Below are 19,422 nucleotides of genomic sequence, written 5' to 3' on the forward strand. Positions count from 1 at the left end.
GCATTTGAGGTGATTTTTATGAACCTGCCCTCCGCATCCAGCCAGGACTATTTGGAGGCCATTTTAGCCCTCTCGCCCCAAGCTCATGTGGGGGTGCGATCTGTGGATATTGCCGAAGCTCTGGGGGTATCCCGGGCCAGCGTCAGCCGTGCCATGGGGGTGCTGCGGGAGGCTGGGTACATACGGCATGAGCGCTATGGGCGCATTACCCTGACGGAATCCGGCCGGGCGGTGGCCCAAGCCGTCATGGGTCGGCACCAGGTGCTCAAGCGTTTTCTCATCAACGTTCTGGGCATTGATGAAGCCACCGCCGAGGCAGACGCCTGCCGCATGGAGCATGTGGTCAGCGCGGCCACCATGGAGAGCCTCATCGCCCACCTTGAGCGAGGCGGCCTGTCCCCTCGATAGCGTCCTAGCCTCCCCGTTGTTTTTGGAGCGTTTTTCCTTGGCCGGCATGCCACTTGCCGGCTTTTTTTATGAGACGCCTGGGGTTAGCCTGGAACTTCCATGGGCAAAAACCGGTTCTTTTCTGCCGGCAGAATGGGCGCAGCCGGGCGGACAGACGGTATGGTCGGCCTGTCCCACTACCACCCTATGCGGAAAAGAGGGAGGATAGAAGCAAAAAAGGAGCGGAAAACCGCTCCTTTTTTGCTGGGCCGGATTGGCCCAAATTGGTCTTGATTGGCCCTAAATCGCCCATTTGATCCATCAGTTTCTTCTTCGACGGAATCCTTTGGCCAGAAAAATCCCCAGAACCATGGCCGCTAGGCAGCCTCCTAGAACCAACCATTGGGCCATGGCACCGGAGGAGGCGCCTTGATCATCCTGGTCCCCTGGCATGCCGTTTGGATCCATGGCGTTATCCGGGGGGGCCATGCCATTCTGGCGGCCGCCGCCCATGTTCCTTCCACCGCCCTCCTGCGCTCGACTTTGTATGGCGGCAATCTGTTCCTCCGTCAATCCCAGGGCCAGAAGGGATTGGGTCTGTTCCTCGGTGAGCGTAGTGCTGTCTCCGATGATGGCCAGGGCCTGTTCCATGACCTCCCGGCTAAGGCCGCCCATGGCGTCCCCACCCCCCTGGGGCATCTCCGTTCCATCGGGGGGCATCATCCCACCGTTTGTGGCGCCTCCCGTCCCGGGCAGCTCCATACCGTCCGGGGGCGTCATGCCCTCCGGAAAATTGCCTCCCGCGGGCGGTTCCATCCCATTAGGAAGGGTGATCTCCCCAGGGTCGGCGGCGGAGCCCTCCTCCCCGGAGGATTGGCCGTCTGTGCCGTCGCCGGGAACGGCGTTTTCTGCACCCGGCAGGGAAAACGCCTGGCCCCCCGGAGGCGTCTGCTGGTTCCACTGGCCCCCGCCGAATCCGCCGCCCATGCCCCCCATGGAGCCCATATCCGATAGGACCAGGCCGGAGGCGTCGATGAGGGAGGCGGGATCGGCCTCCTGGCCCTGGCTGGTGGCGGGGATGGTCCCCTCCAGTTGGCCCGTGAGGCTCTGGGCCCGCAGTCCGATATAGGCGCGGAGGGCGGTAAGGCCGGTCTGGTATTCCTCATAGGTATAGAAGGCGGTGGCGTCGTTTTTCACGTATTCCCCGATGAGAGCGTCCAGGGCGTCGATCTTCTCCTCCGCCGTGGACATCCAGCCTGTAACGATTTCCTGGATATAGGCGTGGTACTGGGCCAGATAGCTTTCCTCCTCCAGGAGCCGGGCCAAAAGGGGCCGCTCCGAAAGGGAGACTCCGGATACGGGCGTATCCATGGGAAAGTTCACCGCGGCGCTGGCGGAGCCGGTCTGGAACCCGGCAAAGCTCAGGTTGTAATCCCAGGGCAGGATGGTTAGCACGCCGTCCTTTTCATAGAGATAGTAATTGTGCTTTAAGCTGCTGACGTAGCTGTCCAGATTGACCAGAACGGTGTTGGCAGCAAAGTACCGGAGGGCGCCGTCCACATCGAGATAATCCGAAAGATCCTCCCCCTGGTTCAAGCCCTTGATGGCTTGGATCAGCCGATTATAGTCGCTGGTTGTGCCGCCCAGCACATCGTTGTTCAGGATATCGGCATAGCTCGTCAGACTGTCATCGGTATAGACCAAATCGCTGCCGCCGGAGCCGGAAATCTGGGTCTCCCCTTCCAGCACCTCCTGCATAAAGCCGCCGCCCCGGCCGCCCATGCTCTCCGGCTTATAGAGGCTGCCGTAATCGCTGCCGTAGTTCCGAATGAGGAAGCTCTCCTCCAAGGCCTCCACCGCAAGGTATAGACCCCAGGGTTCCCCATTTACCGTGACGCTGGCGTAGCAGTAGAGGGGGGTCGTTACCCCGATGTAGTTGAGCATATCGTAGGACAGGTATTCCTTCAGATAGGTGGCGTCGCTGATGCAGTTGTTGAGGACGAATTTATCCAAGCCCAGAAGGGTTTGGTTCTTCACGTATTCATCCATTTGGATTTTGAAGCTGAACCGGTCGGTGGTGGCGTCGCTGGCCACCTGGCTTAAGCTGGTGTTGCCCTTGGGGCGGATCCCCACCCCGTAATAGGTGGTCCCGTTGACCACAATATCGCACTGGATGTAGGTTTCGGCGGTGGCGTTCTCCAGCATGGTCTCCCAGGCGCTCTCCTCCACCTGGATATCCACCGTCATCACGGTATCGGGGTCGAACAGAGCCTCGTAGGCCATGGCCGTGCCGCTGGAGTTCCCGAGGTCATCCCGGGGGATCAACAGCATGGCCGCCACCGCCAGAAGGGCCAGAACTAAAACCACGGCTACCGTCCGGTGAAAGGCTTTTTTCTCCATGGCGTCCTCCCGGCCTAGGCCATATACTCCCCGTTATAGCTCACCAGCACGGCGTTCTGCACCCCGGGCAGGGCGGCCAGCTGGTTTACGAAATCCGTGGAGTTTCCCGCAAGGCGCACCTCCATGGTGAGCTCCACCCCGTCCATGCCCACCGTCTTGGTTTTGACGGCGCTTTTCCTGGCCTGGGCCTTAACACAAGCCTGGGCGGATTCCTCTGAGGCATCCCCATCACAGCTGACCAGCAGAATGTAGGGAGTATCCTGGGATTTTTTGTTGACGAATACCATGAGAAGCAGGCCCAGGCACAGGGAGCCAATGACCGCAAGGGGAATTAGGCCGGCGCCCAGGATGATGCCCGCCGCGATGGCCCAAAATAGGTAGGCGATATCCATGGGTTCCTTGATGGCTGCCCGGAACCGGACGATGGACAGGGCGCCCACCATGCCCAGGGACAGTACCACGTTGCTGGTAACGGCAAGGATCACCACGGTGGTGATCATGGTCATGGCCATGAGGGATACCCCAAAGCTGTTTGAATACAGCACCCCGGTATAGGTCTTGCGGTATACGTAGTGGATAAACAAGCCGATGGCAAAAGCCATGGCCAGGGCGATGAGGGCATCCACCAGGGAGAAGGAGGAAACCTTCTCCAGGAAGCTGGATTTGAAGATGTCGTTAAAGGTCATGGGGAAATTCTTCCTCTCTATTTTGGATTTGTGGGGCGGCGGGAAGCGTATGGAGGGGGGAGGGAGCGGAAGCGAACCACGAGTCCGCAAAACAAGTGGGCGGCAAGTACGCCTTTATAGGAAACCGGGCACCGCCCGGCTAACCGAAAACGCGGGCGGCGGCGTATTTGCTGAAGGCGGTCCACCGGCGGTCCGGTATCTGGAGGAGGTCTCGGATCAAGTCGGGAAGGAAGGCGTCGTACTTGACCTCCAGGACCACGGTATCCGGATCCCCCGCCGGCAGGGTAGGGGCATGGGAATCGAAGAAGTTCCGGCAATAAACCCCGGTGCGGACGCCGCTATCCACGGTGATCCGTACGTTGCCCGGCCGGTAAAGGTACGCCTCCCGGGTGTAGTCCACCAGGGTCCGGGGCATGAGCTGCTGCTCCTTCTGCTTGATATACAGCTCCCACAAAAGGGGGTGGTCCCGGTCCGGCTTGGGGATTTGGCCAAGGAGAAGAGCTTCCACATACTTTCGGCCCACCTCCACGGAGCTCTTTTGACACAGGCCGTTTTCCTTCCGTTTCTTTTCCAGCCGAAGGAAGCTGTAGTCGCCGTTGTAGCACCGGACCCGGAATTTTTCCCGGCGGTTTACCCCATCCAGCTTCTCCAAAAGGGCTTTATCCCGGTAGTTGTCCAGATACAGGCTCCGGACCGTATATTGGCCGTCGGCAACGGCATAGGGATCGGGCTGGGCCAGGGGCCGAAGCCGGCTGCGGAGGGTCATCCAGTCCCCTCGGTGAATCAGGTGTTTGATCTCATGGCGCATGCCGGACGCTTCCATAAGCATCGCTCCTTTCGTTCCGCGCTTAGTATCCGCCCCGGGCGTGACGGTTTGGTGAACCGTCTTTGAATCAGCCCTGAATGTTACGCCTGGATGAAGTTCACGTTAAGGCGAAAGGAGCGGAAACCCCGCGAAAAATGGAAAAAGCCTCATCCTACAAAGGATGAGGCTTTTTCAAAAAGGCGTTGTTAGGAGGCCTGATACAGGGGCAGGGCAAACCAGAAGGAGGCTCCCTTCCCCGGCGGGCTTTCCACTCCAAACCGAGCGCCGTGGAGCTCCAGAATGGACCGGACGATGGACAGACCCAAGCCGGTGCCCACCTCCGCCCGCCGATGGGCCTGGCTGGACTTATAGTACCGGTCCCAGATATAGGGGACATCTTCCTCTGGAACCCCCTCGCCGGTATCCGTCACCCGAATGGTAACCCATCCATCCTGGATCCGCTGATCCACGGTAACGGTCTTATCCGCTCCGGTATAGGTGATGGCGTTGTTGATGAGGTTGTACAGCACCTGTTCGATCTTCACCTGATCGGCGTTGACCCAAGCATCCTCCCCATGGCGGAAGTTCAGCGTATAGCCCTTTTGCTCCGTCAGCTTTTGGTACCGGGAAAGGGTATCCGTTACGCTGGAGGTCAGATTATAGGGCTGGGGATCCATGGACATAGCGCCTCCCTGAAGCTTGCTCAGGTCCAGCACATCGTTGACCAGGGTGGTCAGCCGGTTGGCCTCGTCGATGATCACCTGGACGTTTTCCGGGGTATTCTCCCCCGGCAGGTCCCGCATCCCCTCGGCGTAGGCGGTGATCATGGTTAGGGGAGTACGGAGGTCATGGGAGATGTTGGCGATGAGCTCGTTCCGAAGCCGCTCCACCTTTCCCAGTTCCTCCGCCGCTTGGTTGAGGGTATCGTTCAGCTGGATGATCTCCCGATAGGCGCCGCTCCGCAGATCCAGATGGTATTTGCCATAGGCCAGCCCCTTGGCCGCCTCGTTGATCTCCACGATGGGCCGGTACACCCGCCGGCCGATGATAAAGGCCAGACCCAGGGCCATGACCACCAGGATCACGGTGATATACACCAGCTGCCGCCGGAGGGTCTGCACCGTGGCCGTCACCGGGCTTAGGGTGGTATTCAAAAGGATCAGGGCCGGCTGACCATCGATGAGGGTGGTTTGGGCATAAACGATGCTCTCCATCATTCCCCCATCCTTGGGCGGCACGTTTCCCTCATAATGGTCGTCGTTATACCGGTTGTTGAAAAAGCCCTCTCGGCTGAAGCGGTCCAGCCACTGGCCCCCTGCCGCCTGGGTTTTATCGAACATCCGCATCAGCTCCTCCATGGGCAGCTTGTGGATGATACACCCCGGCAGGATATCCGCCTGGGCCACATCCCGGCCATCCCGGGATATTACCCGGATACAGACCTCGTACCGCTGCGCCATCCGTTCCACCAGCGTCTGGATTTCCTCGTTATCGGCGTTCACCGAGATGGCGTTGCTGCACGCCCGAATCTCCCCCATCTTGCTGGCCTTGTAGAAGGAATCCAGAAACACCGTCTGAAACAGCCACAGCAGTACCAGCATCATGGCGGCGAACAGAAGAAAATAGGCGAAGATACGCCATTTGATGCTGATTCCGCTACGCTTCAAAGCGATACCCCACCCCTCGCAGGGTGACGATGAGGTCCCGGTATTTCCCCAGGCTGCTCCGCAGCAGCTTGATATGGGTATCAAGGGTTCGGTCGTCCCCAAAGAAGTCGTAGCCCCATACGTTGCTGATGAGCTGTTCCCGGGTGAGGGCAATGCCCCGGTTTTTCACCAGGTAGAACAGCAGGTCATAGGTTTTGGGAGACAGCTCCACCGTCTCTCCATCCACCTGTACCATCCGGGCGGTGAAGTCGATGGTAAGCCCTTGGTGGGTAAAGGTCACCCGGCGCACCCCGGCATCCTTCTTGCCGTTGCGCTGAAGGATCACGTTGACCCGCATCATCAGCTCCCGGGGGGAGAAGGGCTTGACCACATAGTCGTCCGCCCCCACCTCAAAGCCGTGGATCTTATCGTACTCCTCCCCCCGGGCCGACAGCATCAGGGCGGGAATGTCCTTACGCTTGCGGATCTCCCGCACGGCGGAAAACCCGTCCAGCTCCGGCATCATGATGTCCATGATCATCATATCGAAATCCTGTTTGCGGCAGAGGGACACCGCCTCCATGCCGCTGGCCGCCTCGGTGACCTGATAGCCCTCAAACTCGGCGTACTTGCGGATGATGGTCCGAATCTTCTCCTCGTCGTCCACCACCAATATGCGGTTTTTATTCATGGCATCTCCCTCTCTTTCCCCGGGCGGTCCCCAGGAGCGCCCACCATTTGGTGTTTATTGTACCCAGGCTTTGTGATGGAAATGTGACAACACCCTGACAATCGCCGGACGGCGGGGGCTTGGGGCGGACGCCCAGAACGCACGGAAGCCGGGCATCCGCCCGGCTCCTTATGTATGCAGGTTTTTTCCTGTTCTCTTTTATGGGGTTATGGGTACATCTCTTGCTTTGATCCACACGTTATCGTTTGATCCTCGATGGGCAATCACCTTCCTTTCAGCATTCTGGCACTTGGGTCTCGTCTACCATGGCACATCACCTCCTTTCCTGCTTCATATGGATAAAATTCTTTTATGAATTGGAGGGAACATACTCGCCAAGGGTGACGGTGACGCTCTGCTCCTGATTGTTCCGCAGCACCGTCAGGGTGATGGAATCCCCCACGGATTTTTCCGCGATGAGACCCGTTACCTGGCTGGCGGAGGCGACTTCAGCGCCGTCTACCGCAAGGATGCAATCCCCCGCCATAAGCCCCGCCTGAGCGGCTTTTCCGTTTTCCTCAACCTTTAGGACATAGACCCCCTGCCGGTTCACCCGGTACATCATCATGGTCTGGGCGTCGGTGATGTCCAAAAGGGTGGCCCCCATATAGGGCCGTCCCGTCACATAGCCGTGTTTGCTCAACTCCTCCAGCACCGGGGTTACGTCGTCGATGGGGATGGCGAAGCCCAGACCCTCCACCTCGGTACCGATGGATTTTGCCACCACGATGCCCACCAGCTCACCGGAGGCGTTGAACAGGCCGCCTCCCGAGTTGCCGGGGTTGACCGCCGCGTCGGTCTGCAAAAGGTTCATGGTTTCGCCGCTTACGGTGATCTCACGGTCCAGGGCACTGATGATGCCCTGGGTCATGGTGCCGCCCAGCTGCCCCAGGGGGTTGCCTACCACATAGGCTTTATCCCCCATCTGAAGGTTGCTGGAGCTGCCGATGGTGGCTGCCGTAAGGCCGGCAGCCTCGATCTTTAGAAGGGCGATGTCGGTTTTTTCATCGGTGCCCACCAGGGTAGCGTCATAGGTTTCCCCGTTTCGCAGGCGGATCTGAATGGTGTCCGCGTCCTCGATCACATGGTTGTTGGTGACGATATAGCCGTCGGCGGTGACGATAACCCCGCTGCCGGCCCCCTCCGTCACGCTCTGGCTGCCCATCATACTCATACCGCCGCTTCGGGCGGTGGTGACGATCTCCACCACGCTCTCGGCTGCGGCCGCAAGCCCTGTGGGCGCGATTTCATCCTGGCTCCCGGTGGAGGTGGCGGTGACGTTAAGGTTCAGCCCCGTCTGGGCTTTACCATCGTCTCCCCAGAGCCGGAAGGCGGCGTATCCTCCTCCCATGCCCGCTCCAAAGGCCAGCAGCAGGCCCAGCATGACGGCCCCGCCGCGGCGGAATCCTCCGCCTCGTTTCCGATTCATATTCTTCCGATCCTCCTCTGGTTTCATAGGAGTAAGGGGTTCTCCGGTCTGGGATCCAAGACCGGGGCCATACTGCGCTTCGTTCCGATATTCTTTATATTCATTGCCGTTTTCCATCATTCCTCCGGCCTCCTTTCTCTTGATGGGCATAGAATAGCCGTCAAATGTGAAGGAAGTTTGAACAGCCTTTGACACAATTCCGAACCTTTGTGGCCGGGCAAGACGGGCTGAGCCTGCCTCCATGCGGCGGGAAGGGAAGGTGAAAAAAAAAGCGGTTATGACCAACGGCAAAGCGTTGGTTTGGGAAAAGTTGGATAAAAGCGGAGGCTGGTTCTAGGAAGCGGATTGTTCGAGGCAGGAACAGCACGTCACCGGCGCACAATATGGGCCCAGCCCGGGAGAGGGGCGGTTTGACTTCTATACTTGACTTTTTTTGTGTATTTTACTAGACTAAATCCATAGGCATTTGGAATAATATAGAAGCTTTGTATCAAACCGGGCTTTTGCCCTGGATATTTGGAGGTAACCTATGGATTTGAACACCACCCGCAGACTGAACAACGGCGTCGAGATGCCCATGATGGGCTTGGGCGTTTTCCGTTCCCAGGATGGACAGGAGACCGTGGACGCCGTCCGCTGGGCCTTGGAAGCCGGGTACCGGCACATTGATACCGCCGCCTCCTACGGCAATGAGGAAAGCGTTGGCGAAGGGCTGCGCCAGAGCGGTGTACCCCGGGAGGAGGTCTTCATCACCACCAAGCTATGGACCACCGAAATGCGGGCCGGAAAGCAGAGGGAATCCTTCCTGCGGAGCCTGGAAAAGCTGGGCGTGGACTACATCGACCTCTATCTCATCCACTGGCCCGCCCCCCTGGTATACAAGCCCTCCTACAGGATCGTGGAGGACCTTTACAAAGAGGGGCTCATCCGGGCCATTGGCGTCAGCAACTTCCATGAATGGCATATGGAGGATCTGCTGGAGGAAGCCGAAGTGGTGCCCGCCGTCAACCAGATCGAGTTTCATCCCCTGTTGACCCAGCTGCCTCTCATCAAATACTGTGAGAAGATTGGCTGCGCTCCCGAGGCCTGGAGCCCTCTGGGCGCCGGCCATCTGCTGAGCGATGAAAGAGTGGTGTCCCTGGCCAAAAAATATGGCAAGACCCCTGCTCAGGTGCTTCTGCGCTGGGATCTTCAGATGAACGTCATCACCATTCCCAAGTCGGTGAAAAAGGAGCGGATCATCGAAAATTCCAAGATCTTCGATTTTGAGCTGACCCTGGAGGATATGGCCATTTTGGCGGCTATGAACACCTGCACCCACTTTGGCAAAAACCCCGATATCTGGAGTTTTTAAAGGGCAGGGCGGCGACAGGAAAACCGCCCATCGCAAAAGAGGGGCCGGACGATTGTCCGGCCCCTCTTTTTGCTTCGCTCTATTGAATGTTGATGTTGACCGCGCCGATGCCTCCGCTCACATGGAGGGCATTGGGCGCACCCGGCGTCCCGGCGGAACCGCTGATCTTCTGGCCGTTGAGGCTGATGGCGCCGATGCCCATATCGGCGGTGATGGAATAGTCCGCCACATTTCCGCTGATGTTAAGGGTGGTTTCCCCTACTCCGCATTCCACCCGGCTGCGGCCGGTAACGCTGCCGGTGATGGTGGTGGCTCCCACACCGGTTTCCAGGTCCAGGTCATGGAATTCCGCCTGTTGGATGGAAACCTCCCCTACCCCGGCGTCGATGTTGGTCCGCTGGGCGCTCATATCCTGGCCATAAAAGGCCCCGGCGCCGTTTTCGATGGCAAGAAGGCCGGCTTTAAGGCCCTTGATCTCCACCCGGCCGGCACCGTTTTCAATCTCCACCCGCTGGGCCTCATAGCCCTGAGGCAGGGTCACCACGATCTGGGTGCCGCCCGCCCCCCATCGGAAGGGATTCCAACCGCCGCCGCTTTCGATTTTCAGGGTGTCCCCCTGCTGGCGGCAGGTAAAGGAGTTCCGCGCGTCATAGGCCTCCACCCGAAACACGTCTCCCTGGCGGATGGTAAGGGCGCCCATATCGTTATCGATATCGATGTTCAAAACGCCGGCGTACTCCTGGCTGAAGTTCACGGTTCCCATCTCCCCTTCCTGCCACCATCCAACGACGCCAAAGAGGGCGCTGACGCCCCCTGCGATGGCCAGGATGATGGACAGCGCCAGGCATAGGCCCAACGCCATGGCCACATATTTAACGGTCCTTTGAAATCCGTTCATTTAATGTCCGCCCCTCCGAAGATGCACACGCTGTTGACAAACAGGGTGGGGGCGTTGGGATCGCTGGGAGGCAGCGTCTTGTTGCTGGTGCCGCCAAACACCGGCACGCTGCTCACCTTGACCTTGACGCCCTCGGGCGCGAAGATGTCCACTCCGCCGAAGATGGCCGAGGAATTGATGACGCGGTCCTCCGTCATGGTAGCGCCCCGGAGGTCCAGGGTGACTCCGCCAAATACCGCCGTTACGTTGGCCCCGGTAAACTCCTCATGGTACAAGGACGCGCGGTTGCCGCTGAATACGGCGGAATACTCCACCTGGCCGTCCTGGCGGACATGGCCGGTGCTCTGCCGCCGGAACATCCCTCCAAAGATGATCTGAAGGCCGATGAGCACTAGAATAAGGGGGAAGATCAGCCGCCCGATGACGCGGCCATTGACAAGGCCCTGGGCGGACAGCAGCAGCAATACGCCGATGACAAGGCCCCCCAGGTTCCAAAACCCCAGGCCGTCCCGGATCAGACTGATGAAGCAGGGCACGATGAGAAAGAGCGTCCACCAGCCTGAGAAGAAGAGGTTAAAATTCCACAGCCCCAGGGCTTGGCCGCCGAACCCCAAACCGGCCACAAGAAAAGCCAGCCCGAACAGGATGTTCCCAACACGTTGTCTCATATGGATTCGCTCCTTCTACCGTTTTCCCCGGGGGCGCGCAAACGGCCTTCCTCTCCCGGGACAGAACCAGTATAGGTTCATTGTATTAAGAAACCCATAAGAAGTCCACAACTATTTGTGAATGTTTTATCATATTATGGGCTGCTTTGGGCCCTCACTCCCCTTGATATACGGTTTTACCGTCCTTAATGGTTTCCAAAACCCGGATCCCGCGCAGGGCATCGGGGGGAGTGGTAAGGGGATTTTGGCTCAGAATCACCAGATCTGCCCGTTTACCGGTTTGAAGCGTTCCCTTCTCCCCTTCCTCAAAATACTGGTACGCCCCATAGGCCGTAATGCCCAACAGCGCCTGGTAGGGGGTCACCGCCTCCTCCTGGGATAGCAGCGCTCCCGCCCGGGTTCGACGGTTGACGGCACACCACAGGGTATCGATCATGTCGGGGGGCAGCACCGGGGAATCCTGATGGAGGGTGAAGGGCATGCCTCGCCGCACGGTGGAGCGGAGCGGGCTGATGGTCTCCGCTCGCCTCCCCAGGTTCTGCAGGTGCACGTCCCCCCAGTAATAGGTATGGGCTACAAAGTAGGAGGGGAGGATGCCCGCCGCCCGCATCCGGTCCAGCTGGTCCACCCGCACCATCTGGGCGTGGACCATCACCGGCCGAAGGTCGGCCTTTTGAACCCCTTCCCTCCGGACCACCTCCACCGCCGTGATGAACTGCTCCGCCGCCGCGTCGCCGTTGCAGTGGCACAAAAGCTGACGCCCCTGGGAGAACGCCGTCCGGACCAGCTCTGCCACCCGTTCGTCGGTGTGGATGGGGTATCCCCGATACCCGTCCTCCGCCCCCTCGTAGGGCTGGGTTAGCCATGCGGTGCGGCCTTGGGGGGAGCCGTCCAGAAAAATCTTATAGCCGCCGATTTTCAGCCTTTGCCGGTAGCCCATCAGGTATGCGGGGTTTTCCTGCGCCAGGTTGGGCGCTTTATCCAGATCCACATAGGCCGCCACATCCACCCGGAGGCGCCCAGCCTGGGCCATCTGCTTGAGGAGGGCCAGCTCGCCCTGGCCGGTCAAGCCCTCCTGCACCGTGGTGATCCCGTGGCGCAGGTAGATATCCTGGGCCTGATCCAACAGGGCCAGAACTCTCTGGGGACTGGGCGGAGGCACCTGCCTTCCCACCGCCATAAAGGCGGCTTCCTCCAGATACCCGTTAGGAGCGCCGCCAGCTTCTCGGCCAATCACGCCGCCCTGGGGGTCCTGGGTGCTGGCGGTGATCCCCGCCAGGGCCAGCGCCCTGGTGTTCACCGCTCCCATATGTCCTGAGGCGTGCGTCACCATAACGGGGTGCTCCCCCGCCACCCGATCCAGGTCCTGGCGGGTGGGATGCTCGCCTCCAGCCAGCAGGTTATGGTCATATCCAAACCCCACCAGCCAGTCGCCGGGAGCCAGATCCTGTTCCTTGGCAAAGTCCTCCAACCGCCGGAGGATTTCCCCTACGCTGCCGGCGCCCGATAGATCGGCCAATCCCAGGGTATTGGCATAGCTGGTAAAGTGGCTGTGGCCGTCGATGAATCCCGGCAAAAGGGTCCTCCCCCCTAGATCCACCCGGCGGCAATCGGGATTGACCAGATCCGCTAGACTCGATCGGGAGCCCAGAGCCTGTATCCGTCCATCCTCCCCCACCAGCAGGGCCTCGGGCTGGGGCGTTCCCTCCTCCATGGTGAGAATCGTGCCGTTGTAATATAGGGTTTGCATTCCTCCGCCTCCTTTGTTTTCCCCTCTATTATATCCTCTTCTTTGGATTTTCACATCGGGTACCCGCCTTCATATTATATAGTAAAGCCCTGGCTTGGGCCCGGGCTCTTCACAATGGAAGGGAGAACAATCACTTGAACAGATATCAACCAAGGTATATGGGTGCACAGCATGCCCCATGCCGTCATATGACGGTGGTAAAAACCGCCGCCCTTGCCGATTGCATCGATCGCGCTCCCCTGGCCATGGCCTATGTGCCCATGCAGCAGTGGGAACGTACCTATGACCTGGACGTGGCGCTGGACCGGGGGACCATCTTCCCCGAGCTGGATCTGCCGTTCTGCGCGAAGAGGTGAGCGATATGACGAGAAATTGTAACAGCGACCGTCAGAGAAAAATGCTTCAGGTACAGATGGCCGACTTCGCGTTGATCGACGCCAACCTCTACCTGGATACCCATCCCGGCTGCCAGAAGGCCATGGAGTACTTCCAGCAGCAGCACGAGGCAGCCCAGCGGATCCGCAGGGAGTACGTAGAGCTCTATGGCCCCCTTACCGCCGCCGACGCCGCCGGCAAAGACACATGGACCTGGGTAGAGACCCCCTGGCCCTGGGAAATGGAGGCATAACACATGTGGATCTATCAGAAAAACCTGGAATACCCCGTTAAAATCGCCCGGCCCAACGCCAACTATGCCAAGATCATCATCACGCAGTTTGGCGGCCCCGACGGCGAACTGGGCGCCTCCATGCGCTATCTTTCCCAGCGCTACGCCATGCCCTACCGGGATGTGGCCGCAGTAATGACGGATATTGGAACTGAGGAGCTGGCGCACATGGAGATCGTCAGCACTATGGTGCATCAGCTAACCCGGAACCTCTCCACCGACGAGATCATCCGCTCGGGATTCGATACCTATTTTGTGGACCATACCACCGGCGTCTGGCCCCAGGCTGCTTCCGGCATGCCCTTCAGCGCCTCCACCTTCCAGTCGGTTGGGGATCCCATCACCGACTTGATGGAGGATATGGCCGCCGAGCAAAAGGCCCGGACCACCTATGACAACCTGATCCGGCTCATCGACGATCCCGACGTGCTGGACGTCCTGAAGTTCCTGCGGGCACGGGAAGTCGTCCACTTCCAGCGGTTTGGCGAGAGCCTGCGGCTCACCACCGACCGGCTGGATTCCAAAAACTTCTATGCGTTCAATCCCGCCTTTGACGGGGTGGACGGCAAGGGCTGCAAATAACCCCAGCCCTTTGTGTCATGGATTCGTTCCAAACAAATCGCGCCCCGCGGAGGATCCTCCGCAGGGCGCTTTTTTCGCTATTCTTTAGTTTTCTTCCGCTTTCCTACCTTTCTTGCCACAGAAAATCCCGCCCAGAATACAGCCGGCACTGGCCAGCAGAAGCCCTATCAGAAGCCCAGGCTGCGCGCCGTCTCCGGTTGGCGGAATCTCTGGATCCACGGAATCCGGGGTATCCTCCGCCGGAATCAGCGTGTAGACCGCATTGATGACGGTATCGGCGATAATGGCCTTTCCATCCCCATCCCACGCTCCGGTATAGCCTTCCTTTGCGGGAACCTCCGGCGGAGCCGCATCCATCCCATGCTCTACCCGCACCGTGGCTACGATTTTTCCGTCCGCCCGATAGGTGACGGTATAGACATTGACTAGCTCCACCCTATCCGCCACCACGGCTGCTTCCGTGCCCTGTGCAGGCGCAAGATCAAAGACGGTATAATAGGTGTCGCCGTACACATCGATTTTATTCTGCTCAGGAACCTTGATTCCAAGATTGTCCGCCAGCTCGATGCCTGTTTGGGCGCGGATCGCCACAACCGACACGCCCTGGCCCTCTGAATCGGCGGTAATGGGGCCCACCGCCTTTTTGATCACAACCTTGCCCGCATCCGCGCGGATCCCATAGCTGCTTCCCGTATTCCCAGCGCCTCCATTGCCGCGGATGGCCCCGGTTGCGCCGCTGATCTCAACATCGCTATTTATGGAGCGAATGGCGCATTGTCCGGTGATATCGCCCAGTGTTCCGCTGATCTCAACCTTTTCCATGGCATAAATGCCATGGGTTCCGCTGATATTGCCCACCGTACCCTCTATGGCAACATTCGCAATCGCCATGATTCCGCCGCTGTTGCCCGATACATCGCCCACGCGGCCGCTGGGGGCAACGCTGAAATTCTTGTACGCAAAGACGCCGTAATCGGTGCCCTGGATTTTCCCAACCTGGCCGGCGATGATTACGTCGTGGTTATACTCCGACGTGATTCCAATGACGCCGGTGACATCGCCCACCTTGCCGTTTATGGTGATGTTTCCATTATCGGTTTGAAGGGTATACCACTCGCTATGCAAGTCGCCAAGAACGGCTCCCTCGGCGATGGTAATGTTTCCCTGAGTGGAATAGATTCCGCCATCCGTGCCACCGGTGATATCACCCATGGCACCCTTTATGGTGATGGCTCCCCTGGCAAAGATGCCGTTTTTTCCGCCGGAAACGGCGTTTTCACCGTTTGCCGGGGTATCCACCCCTACAACGGTGAGATCGCCGGCCACGGCCTCGATCCCGTTGCCGCCCGCGTTTTGAACCGTGGCGTCCGTCAGGGTAACGGTGGGAACGCCCTCCACCAACTCAAACCGTATGGTATGGTGATCGGCGTCGGCTCCCACGGTGGTCACCGCTCCCATGGCGTCGTTGGTAGCATAGGCAACGGTGTTTCCGGCGCCGATGGTCAATTCCACGCCTCCTACAAACACGGTATAGCTGCCGTCATCGGCTAGGGTGGTCGCAATGCCTATGGACATGCAAAGAATGAACGCAAGCAAGAAGGTGAAAAACCTTGAAAACCGTTTCATTACAGCCCTCCAGTCGGTCTCAGCGGTTGATTTTATTGTTCATTATTATATACCATTGTGACCAGCTTGTAAATGCGTCTTCCGCCGTCCTTTTTATAAGAAAAAACCGAATCAAGCAAAAAAATATTTCTATTTTTTGGATGATGCTAAGCTGGTCACAATGGTATAGGTTTTTATCAGAAAGGCATGAAAAAAGGCCATCCCAAAGGGAATGGCCCCATAATCCAATGCTGATAAAAAAAGTACTCTTTTTACCCCTTTTCACTCTCCAGACCCGCGTGCCTTTTTAGGGCGTCAAAGGTTGCGTCGCTGATGTAATGCTCGATCCGGCAGGCGTCCGCCGAGGCGGTTTCCTCGTCCACCCCCAGCCGGGTAAAGAGCTGGGTCAACAGGCGATGGCGCTCGTAGGTACGCTCTGCAATCCGACGGCCTGCGTCCGTGAGAAGCAGGTGGCCTTCCCCGTCCACCGTCACATAGCCATCCTTCTTCAAAAGGGACATGGCCCGGCTTACGCTGGGCTTGGAGTATCCCATCTCCTCCCCAACATCGATGGCCCGAACGGGGCCTTTTTGGCTTAAAATCAGGATGGTCTCCAGATACATTTCTCCCGATTCCTGTATGCGCGCCATGGCTTCCCCTCCTTTCCTTGGATGATAGCCTACATCCTTCATAAAATCAAGGTTCCTCCCTCCCGGCTCCTCAAATGGAAAATCTTTTAAAACCTGTTGACAATCCCCTATTGTCGGAGTATGATATCCGTAGTTAGCGAAAGCTAACTATATTTTGACCCATGGGTTAGTCTATGCTAACCATCGTGAGGAGGAGGTCCTTTGTGATGCCATTGACCCTTGCAACGCCCGGGGAAGAGAGCACCATCCAGCGGGTGGGTGGAAACCCAGAGGTGCGGGCCCACCTAAAAAACCTCGGTTTTGTGGTAGGCGGCGACGTAACGGTGATCTCCATCAACAGCGGGAACGTCATCGTGAAGGTAAAGGAAGCCAGGATCGCCATCAGCCAGGAAATGGCGGGCAAGATCATGGTTACGCCATAAATCTTATTGTAAAGGAGGAGCGTGGATGAAGACCCTAAAGGATGCAAAGGTGGGGGAAACCCTTACCGTGATGAAGCTCCAGGGGACCGGCGCCATCAAGCGGCGGATCATGGACATGGGCATCACCAAGGGCACCCAAGTGCACATCCGCAAGGTGGCGCCCCTGGGGGACCCGGTGGAGGTCAACGTGCGGGGGTATGAACTGTCCATCCGCAAGGGGGACGCCGAGCTGATCCTGGTGGAATAGCCAACGGACTGGACTACGTCTTTTCTTCTTACTCGATTCGCATTGCCTGATTTTAAAGGAGCGGTACCATGGAAAAACAAATCAGAATTGCCCTTGCGGGCAATCCCAACAGCGGGAAAACCACCCTGTTTAACGCCCTGACCGGAGCCAATCAGTTTGTTGGCAACTGGCCTGGCGTTACGGTGGAAAAAAAGGAAGGGAAACTCAAAAAACACGATGGCGTCATGATCATGGATCTGCCGGGCATCTACTCCCTCTCTCCCTACACCTTGGAGGAGGTGGTGGCTCGGGATTACCTCATTGGAGAGCGGCCCGACGCCATCCTCAACATCGTGGACGGCACCAACCTGGAGCGAAACCTCTACCTCACCACCCAGCTCACCGAGTTGGGCATTCCGGTGGTGGTTGCCGTCAACATGATGGACGTTGTAAAAAAGAACGGCGATAGCATCCATACAGAGGAGCTTTCCCGGGCTCTGGGCTGCCCGGTGGTGGAGATCTCCGCCCTCAAAGGGCAGGGGGTGATGGAGGCGGCCCAGGCGGCGGTGGACGCGGCCGGCACCACCATGGTCCCCGCTCACACCTTTTCCGGGGTGGTGGAGCACGCCATCGCCCACATCGAGGAGGCGGCGGTACACGGCCTTCCTCAGGAACAGCAGCGCTGGTATGCCGTCAAGCTGTTTGAGCGGGATGAGCGAGTCCTGAGCCAGCTTAACCTCAGCCAGGAGGTTCTAGGCCACATTGAGGAGGATATCGCCGCCGCCGAGCGGGAGATGGACGACGACGCCGAAAGCATCATCACCAACGAGCGGTATCTCTATGTGGCTTCGGTGGTCAAAAGCTGCTGCAAAAAGAAACGCGCCGGAGGTCTCACCACCTCCGACAAGATCGACCGGGTGGTCACCAACCGTTGGCTGGCCCTGCCCATCTTTGCCGTGGTCATGTTCCTGGTTTACTTCATCTCAGTAACCACCGTAGGTACCTGGGCCACCGACTGGGCCAACGACGGCGTCTTTGGCGATGGCTGGCATCTTTCGGGCGGCGTTGCCTATGAGGCAGCCGCCGAGGAATACGTGGTGCCGGGGGCCATGAAGGACGCTTTTGAAGAGGCTGCCGAGGCAGCGGGCGTGGACCCCGCTACCGCCACTGATCTGACCGCCACCGCCTTCCTCTATGACGACAACGGCGAAATCGAGGAGGAACTGCCCGTCACCTTTGCCGACTATCAGGAGGCAGCCCAGATGGAAGAGCCCGACCCGGCGGATTACGGGGTCTGGGTTCCCGGTATCCCAGCGCTGGTGGGCGACTGGCTAGAGAGCATCCACTGCGCCGACTGGCTTCAGGGGCTGATCCTGGACGGCATCGTCGGCGGCGTTGGCGCGGTATTGGGCTTTGTCCCCCAGTTGCTGGTTCTGTTCCTGCTACTGGCCTTCCTGGAAAGCTGCGGCTATATGGCCCGGATTGCCTTTGTGCTGGACCGGATCTTCCGCCGGTTTGGTCTCTCCGGCAAATCTTTCATCCCCATGCTGGTGGCCACCGGCTGCGGCGTGCCCGGCATCATGGCCTCCCGGACCATTGAAAACGACCGGGATCGGAAGATGACCATCATCACCACCACCTTTATGCCCTGCGGCGCAAAGCTCCCCATCATCGCCTTGATCTCCGGCGCCCTCTTTGGCGGCGCCTGGTGGGTGGCTCCCAGCGCCTACTTCATCGGCATCGGTGCAATCATCCTCTCCGGCATCATTCTGAAGAAGACCCGCCGGTTTGCGGGGGATCCCGCTCCCTTTGTGATGGAGCTTCCCGCCTACCACTGGCCCACCGTTCCAAACGTCCTGCGCTCCATGTGGGAGCGGGGCTGGTCCTTCATCAAGAAGGCCGGTACCATCATCCTGCTGTCCGCCATCGTCCTCTGGTTCCTCCAGGGCTTCGGCTTTGAAAACGGCTCCTTCGGCATGGTGGAGGATCTCAACAACTCCATCCTGGCGGCCATCGGCTCCGCCGTGGCCTGGATCTTTGCACCCCTGGGCTGGGGTACCTGGCAGGGCGCCGTGGCTTCCGTCACCGGGCTCATCGCCAAGGAAAACGTGGTTTCCACCTTTGGCGTCCTCTACGGCGGTCTCAGCGAGGTAGCCGAAAACGGTTGGGAGGTTTGGGTCAACGTACGGGCTGCCTTCACCCCTCTGGCCGCCTACTCCTTCCTCACCTTCAACCTGCTCTGCGCCCCCTGCTTCGCCGCCATGGGCGCCATCAAGCGGGAGATGAACAACGCCAAATGGACCCTCTTTGCCATCGGTTATCAATGCTTGTTCGCCTACTGCGCAGCCCTGGTAATCTACCAGCTGGGCATGCTGTTTACCGGCGCCGGCAACCTCCTGGGATCTCTGGCGGCCCTGGCCATCGTGGCGCTGACCCTATACCTGTTGTTCCGGCCCTATCGCGAACCCAACAGCCTTGTGAGCAAGCGGGAAGCCAAACTGCGCAACGTAGCATAAC

The 19,422-nt window shown here is 58.9% G+C and carries 19 protein-coding genes; 8 read left to right on the forward strand and 11 right to left on the reverse strand.

Annotation, left to right across the window (positions count from 1 at the left end):
• Positions 1-18 precede the first annotated feature (18 nt).
• The gene (locus KP626_RS06145) at positions 19-408 is read left to right on the forward strand and encodes a metal-dependent transcriptional regulator (protein WP_395975822.1); all 390 of its coding nucleotides are present in this window, start codon (positions 19-21) and stop codon (positions 406-408) included.
• A 300-nt stretch (positions 409-708) separates the two neighbouring features.
• Here the strand turns inward: KP626_RS06145 and KP626_RS06150 are convergent, their stop codons facing one another.
• The 6 genes from KP626_RS06150 to KP626_RS06175 form a co-directional block, all read right to left on the reverse strand.
• Positions 709-2,787 carry a CotH kinase family protein gene (locus KP626_RS06150; protein ID WP_395975824.1) on the reverse strand — a complete coding sequence of 693 codons (2,079 nt, stop codon included), beginning with the start codon at positions 2,785-2,787 and terminating at the stop codon, positions 709-711.
• Positions 2,788-2,801: 14 nt separating this feature from the next.
• Positions 2,802-3,473, reverse strand: coding sequence for a DUF4956 domain-containing protein (locus KP626_RS06155; protein WP_395975826.1), 672 nt, complete (start codon positions 3,471-3,473; stop codon positions 2,802-2,804).
• A gap of 139 nt (positions 3,474-3,612) precedes the next feature.
• Positions 3,613-4,296, reverse strand: coding sequence for a polyphosphate polymerase domain-containing protein (locus tag KP626_RS06160; RefSeq protein ID WP_395975828.1), 684 nt, complete (start codon positions 4,294-4,296; stop codon positions 3,613-3,615).
• 188 nt (positions 4,297-4,484) lie between these two features.
• Entirely contained in the window at positions 4,485-5,945 is a 1,461-nt protein-coding gene (locus KP626_RS06165; RefSeq protein WP_395975830.1) for a sensor histidine kinase, read from the reverse strand.
• Positions 5,935-6,615, reverse strand: a complete 681-nt coding sequence (locus tag KP626_RS06170) for a response regulator transcription factor (protein ID WP_395975832.1) — start codon at positions 6,613-6,615, stop codon at positions 5,935-5,937. Before KP626_RS06170 ends, KP626_RS06165 begins: the two co-directional genes overlap by 11 nt.
• Positions 6,616-6,964: 349 nt before the next feature.
• The gene (locus tag KP626_RS06175) at positions 6,965-8,203 is read right to left on the reverse strand and encodes a S1C family serine protease (RefSeq protein WP_395975834.1); all 1,239 of its coding nucleotides are present in this window, start codon (positions 8,201-8,203) and stop codon (positions 6,965-6,967) included.
• A 409-nt stretch (positions 8,204-8,612) separates the two neighbouring features.
• Between KP626_RS06175 and KP626_RS06180 the strand changes: the two genes are divergently transcribed.
• Complete coding sequence (locus KP626_RS06180) at positions 8,613-9,437, forward strand: aldo/keto reductase (RefSeq protein WP_395975836.1); 825 nt, start codon at positions 8,613-8,615, stop codon at positions 9,435-9,437.
• A gap of 79 nt (positions 9,438-9,516) precedes the next feature.
• On the opposite strand, the gene KP626_RS06185 is transcribed toward KP626_RS06180, so the two are convergent.
• The 3 genes from KP626_RS06185 to KP626_RS06195 all read right to left on the reverse strand — a co-directional run bounded on the left by KP626_RS06185 (position 9,517) and on the right by KP626_RS06195 (position 12,753).
• Complete coding sequence (locus KP626_RS06185) at positions 9,517-10,335, reverse strand: DUF4097 family beta strand repeat-containing protein (RefSeq protein WP_395975838.1); 819 nt, start codon at positions 10,333-10,335, stop codon at positions 9,517-9,519.
• Positions 10,332-11,003 carry a LiaF transmembrane domain-containing protein gene (locus tag KP626_RS06190; protein ID WP_395975840.1) on the reverse strand — a complete coding sequence of 224 codons (672 nt, stop codon included), beginning with the start codon at positions 11,001-11,003 and terminating at the stop codon, positions 10,332-10,334. Before KP626_RS06190 ends, KP626_RS06185 begins: the two co-directional genes overlap by 4 nt.
• 154 nt (positions 11,004-11,157) lie before the next feature.
• Complete coding sequence (locus tag KP626_RS06195; protein ID WP_395975842.1) at positions 11,158-12,753, reverse strand: amidohydrolase; 1,596 nt, start codon at positions 12,751-12,753, stop codon at positions 11,158-11,160.
• A 134-nt stretch (positions 12,754-12,887) separates the two neighbouring features.
• Here KP626_RS06195 and KP626_RS06200 point away from each other — a divergent pair, with 134 nt between their 5' ends.
• The 3 genes from KP626_RS06200 to KP626_RS06210 are packed head-to-tail and all read left to right on the forward strand — an operon-like array spanning position 12,888 to position 14,002.
• Positions 12,888-13,109 carry a spore coat associated protein CotJA gene (locus tag KP626_RS06200; protein WP_395975844.1) on the forward strand — a complete coding sequence of 74 codons (222 nt, stop codon included), beginning with the start codon at positions 12,888-12,890 and terminating at the stop codon, positions 13,107-13,109.
• Positions 13,110-13,114: 5 nt separating this feature from the next.
• The gene (locus KP626_RS06205) at positions 13,115-13,381 is read left to right on the forward strand and encodes a spore coat protein CotJB (RefSeq protein ID WP_395975846.1); all 267 of its coding nucleotides are present in this window, start codon (positions 13,115-13,117) and stop codon (positions 13,379-13,381) included.
• Between the two features lie 3 nt (positions 13,382-13,384).
• The gene (locus KP626_RS06210; RefSeq protein WP_395975848.1) at positions 13,385-14,002 is read left to right on the forward strand and encodes a manganese catalase family protein; all 618 of its coding nucleotides are present in this window, start codon (positions 13,385-13,387) and stop codon (positions 14,000-14,002) included.
• 84 nt (positions 14,003-14,086) lie between these two features.
• Here KP626_RS06210 and KP626_RS06215 read toward each other — a convergent pair whose 3' ends face one another.
• Together KP626_RS06215 and KP626_RS06220 are read right to left on the reverse strand one after the other, a co-directional pair.
• Positions 14,087-15,628 (reverse strand): hypothetical protein, encoded by a 1,542-nt coding sequence (locus tag KP626_RS06215; RefSeq protein WP_395975850.1) that lies wholly within the window; start codon positions 15,626-15,628, stop codon positions 14,087-14,089.
• Positions 15,629-15,879: 251 nt separating this feature from the next.
• Complete coding sequence (locus KP626_RS06220; protein WP_395975852.1) at positions 15,880-16,257, reverse strand: metal-dependent transcriptional regulator; 378 nt, start codon at positions 16,255-16,257, stop codon at positions 15,880-15,882.
• A gap of 203 nt (positions 16,258-16,460) precedes the next feature.
• Between KP626_RS06220 and KP626_RS06225 the strand changes: the two genes are divergently transcribed.
• The 3 genes from KP626_RS06225 to KP626_RS06235 all read left to right on the forward strand — a co-directional run bounded on the left by KP626_RS06225 (position 16,461) and on the right by KP626_RS06235 (position 19,421).
• The gene (locus tag KP626_RS06225; RefSeq protein WP_395975854.1) at positions 16,461-16,679 is read left to right on the forward strand and encodes a ferrous iron transport protein A; all 219 of its coding nucleotides are present in this window, start codon (positions 16,461-16,463) and stop codon (positions 16,677-16,679) included.
• 25 nt (positions 16,680-16,704) lie between these two features.
• On the forward strand, positions 16,705-16,926 hold the full coding sequence (locus KP626_RS06230; RefSeq protein ID WP_395975856.1) for a ferrous iron transport protein A: 222 nt from the start codon (positions 16,705-16,707) through the stop codon (positions 16,924-16,926).
• 68 nt (positions 16,927-16,994) lie between these two features.
• Positions 16,995-19,421: a ferrous iron transporter B gene (locus KP626_RS06235; protein WP_395975858.1), complete on the forward strand. Its 2,427-nt coding sequence runs from the start codon at positions 16,995-16,997 to the stop codon at positions 19,419-19,421.
• Position 19,422 lies beyond the last annotated feature (1 nt).

This window comes from Christensenella sp. MSJ-20, from assembly GCF_044357945.1.
GTDB lineage: Bacteria > Bacillota > Clostridia > Christensenellales > QAND01 > QAND01.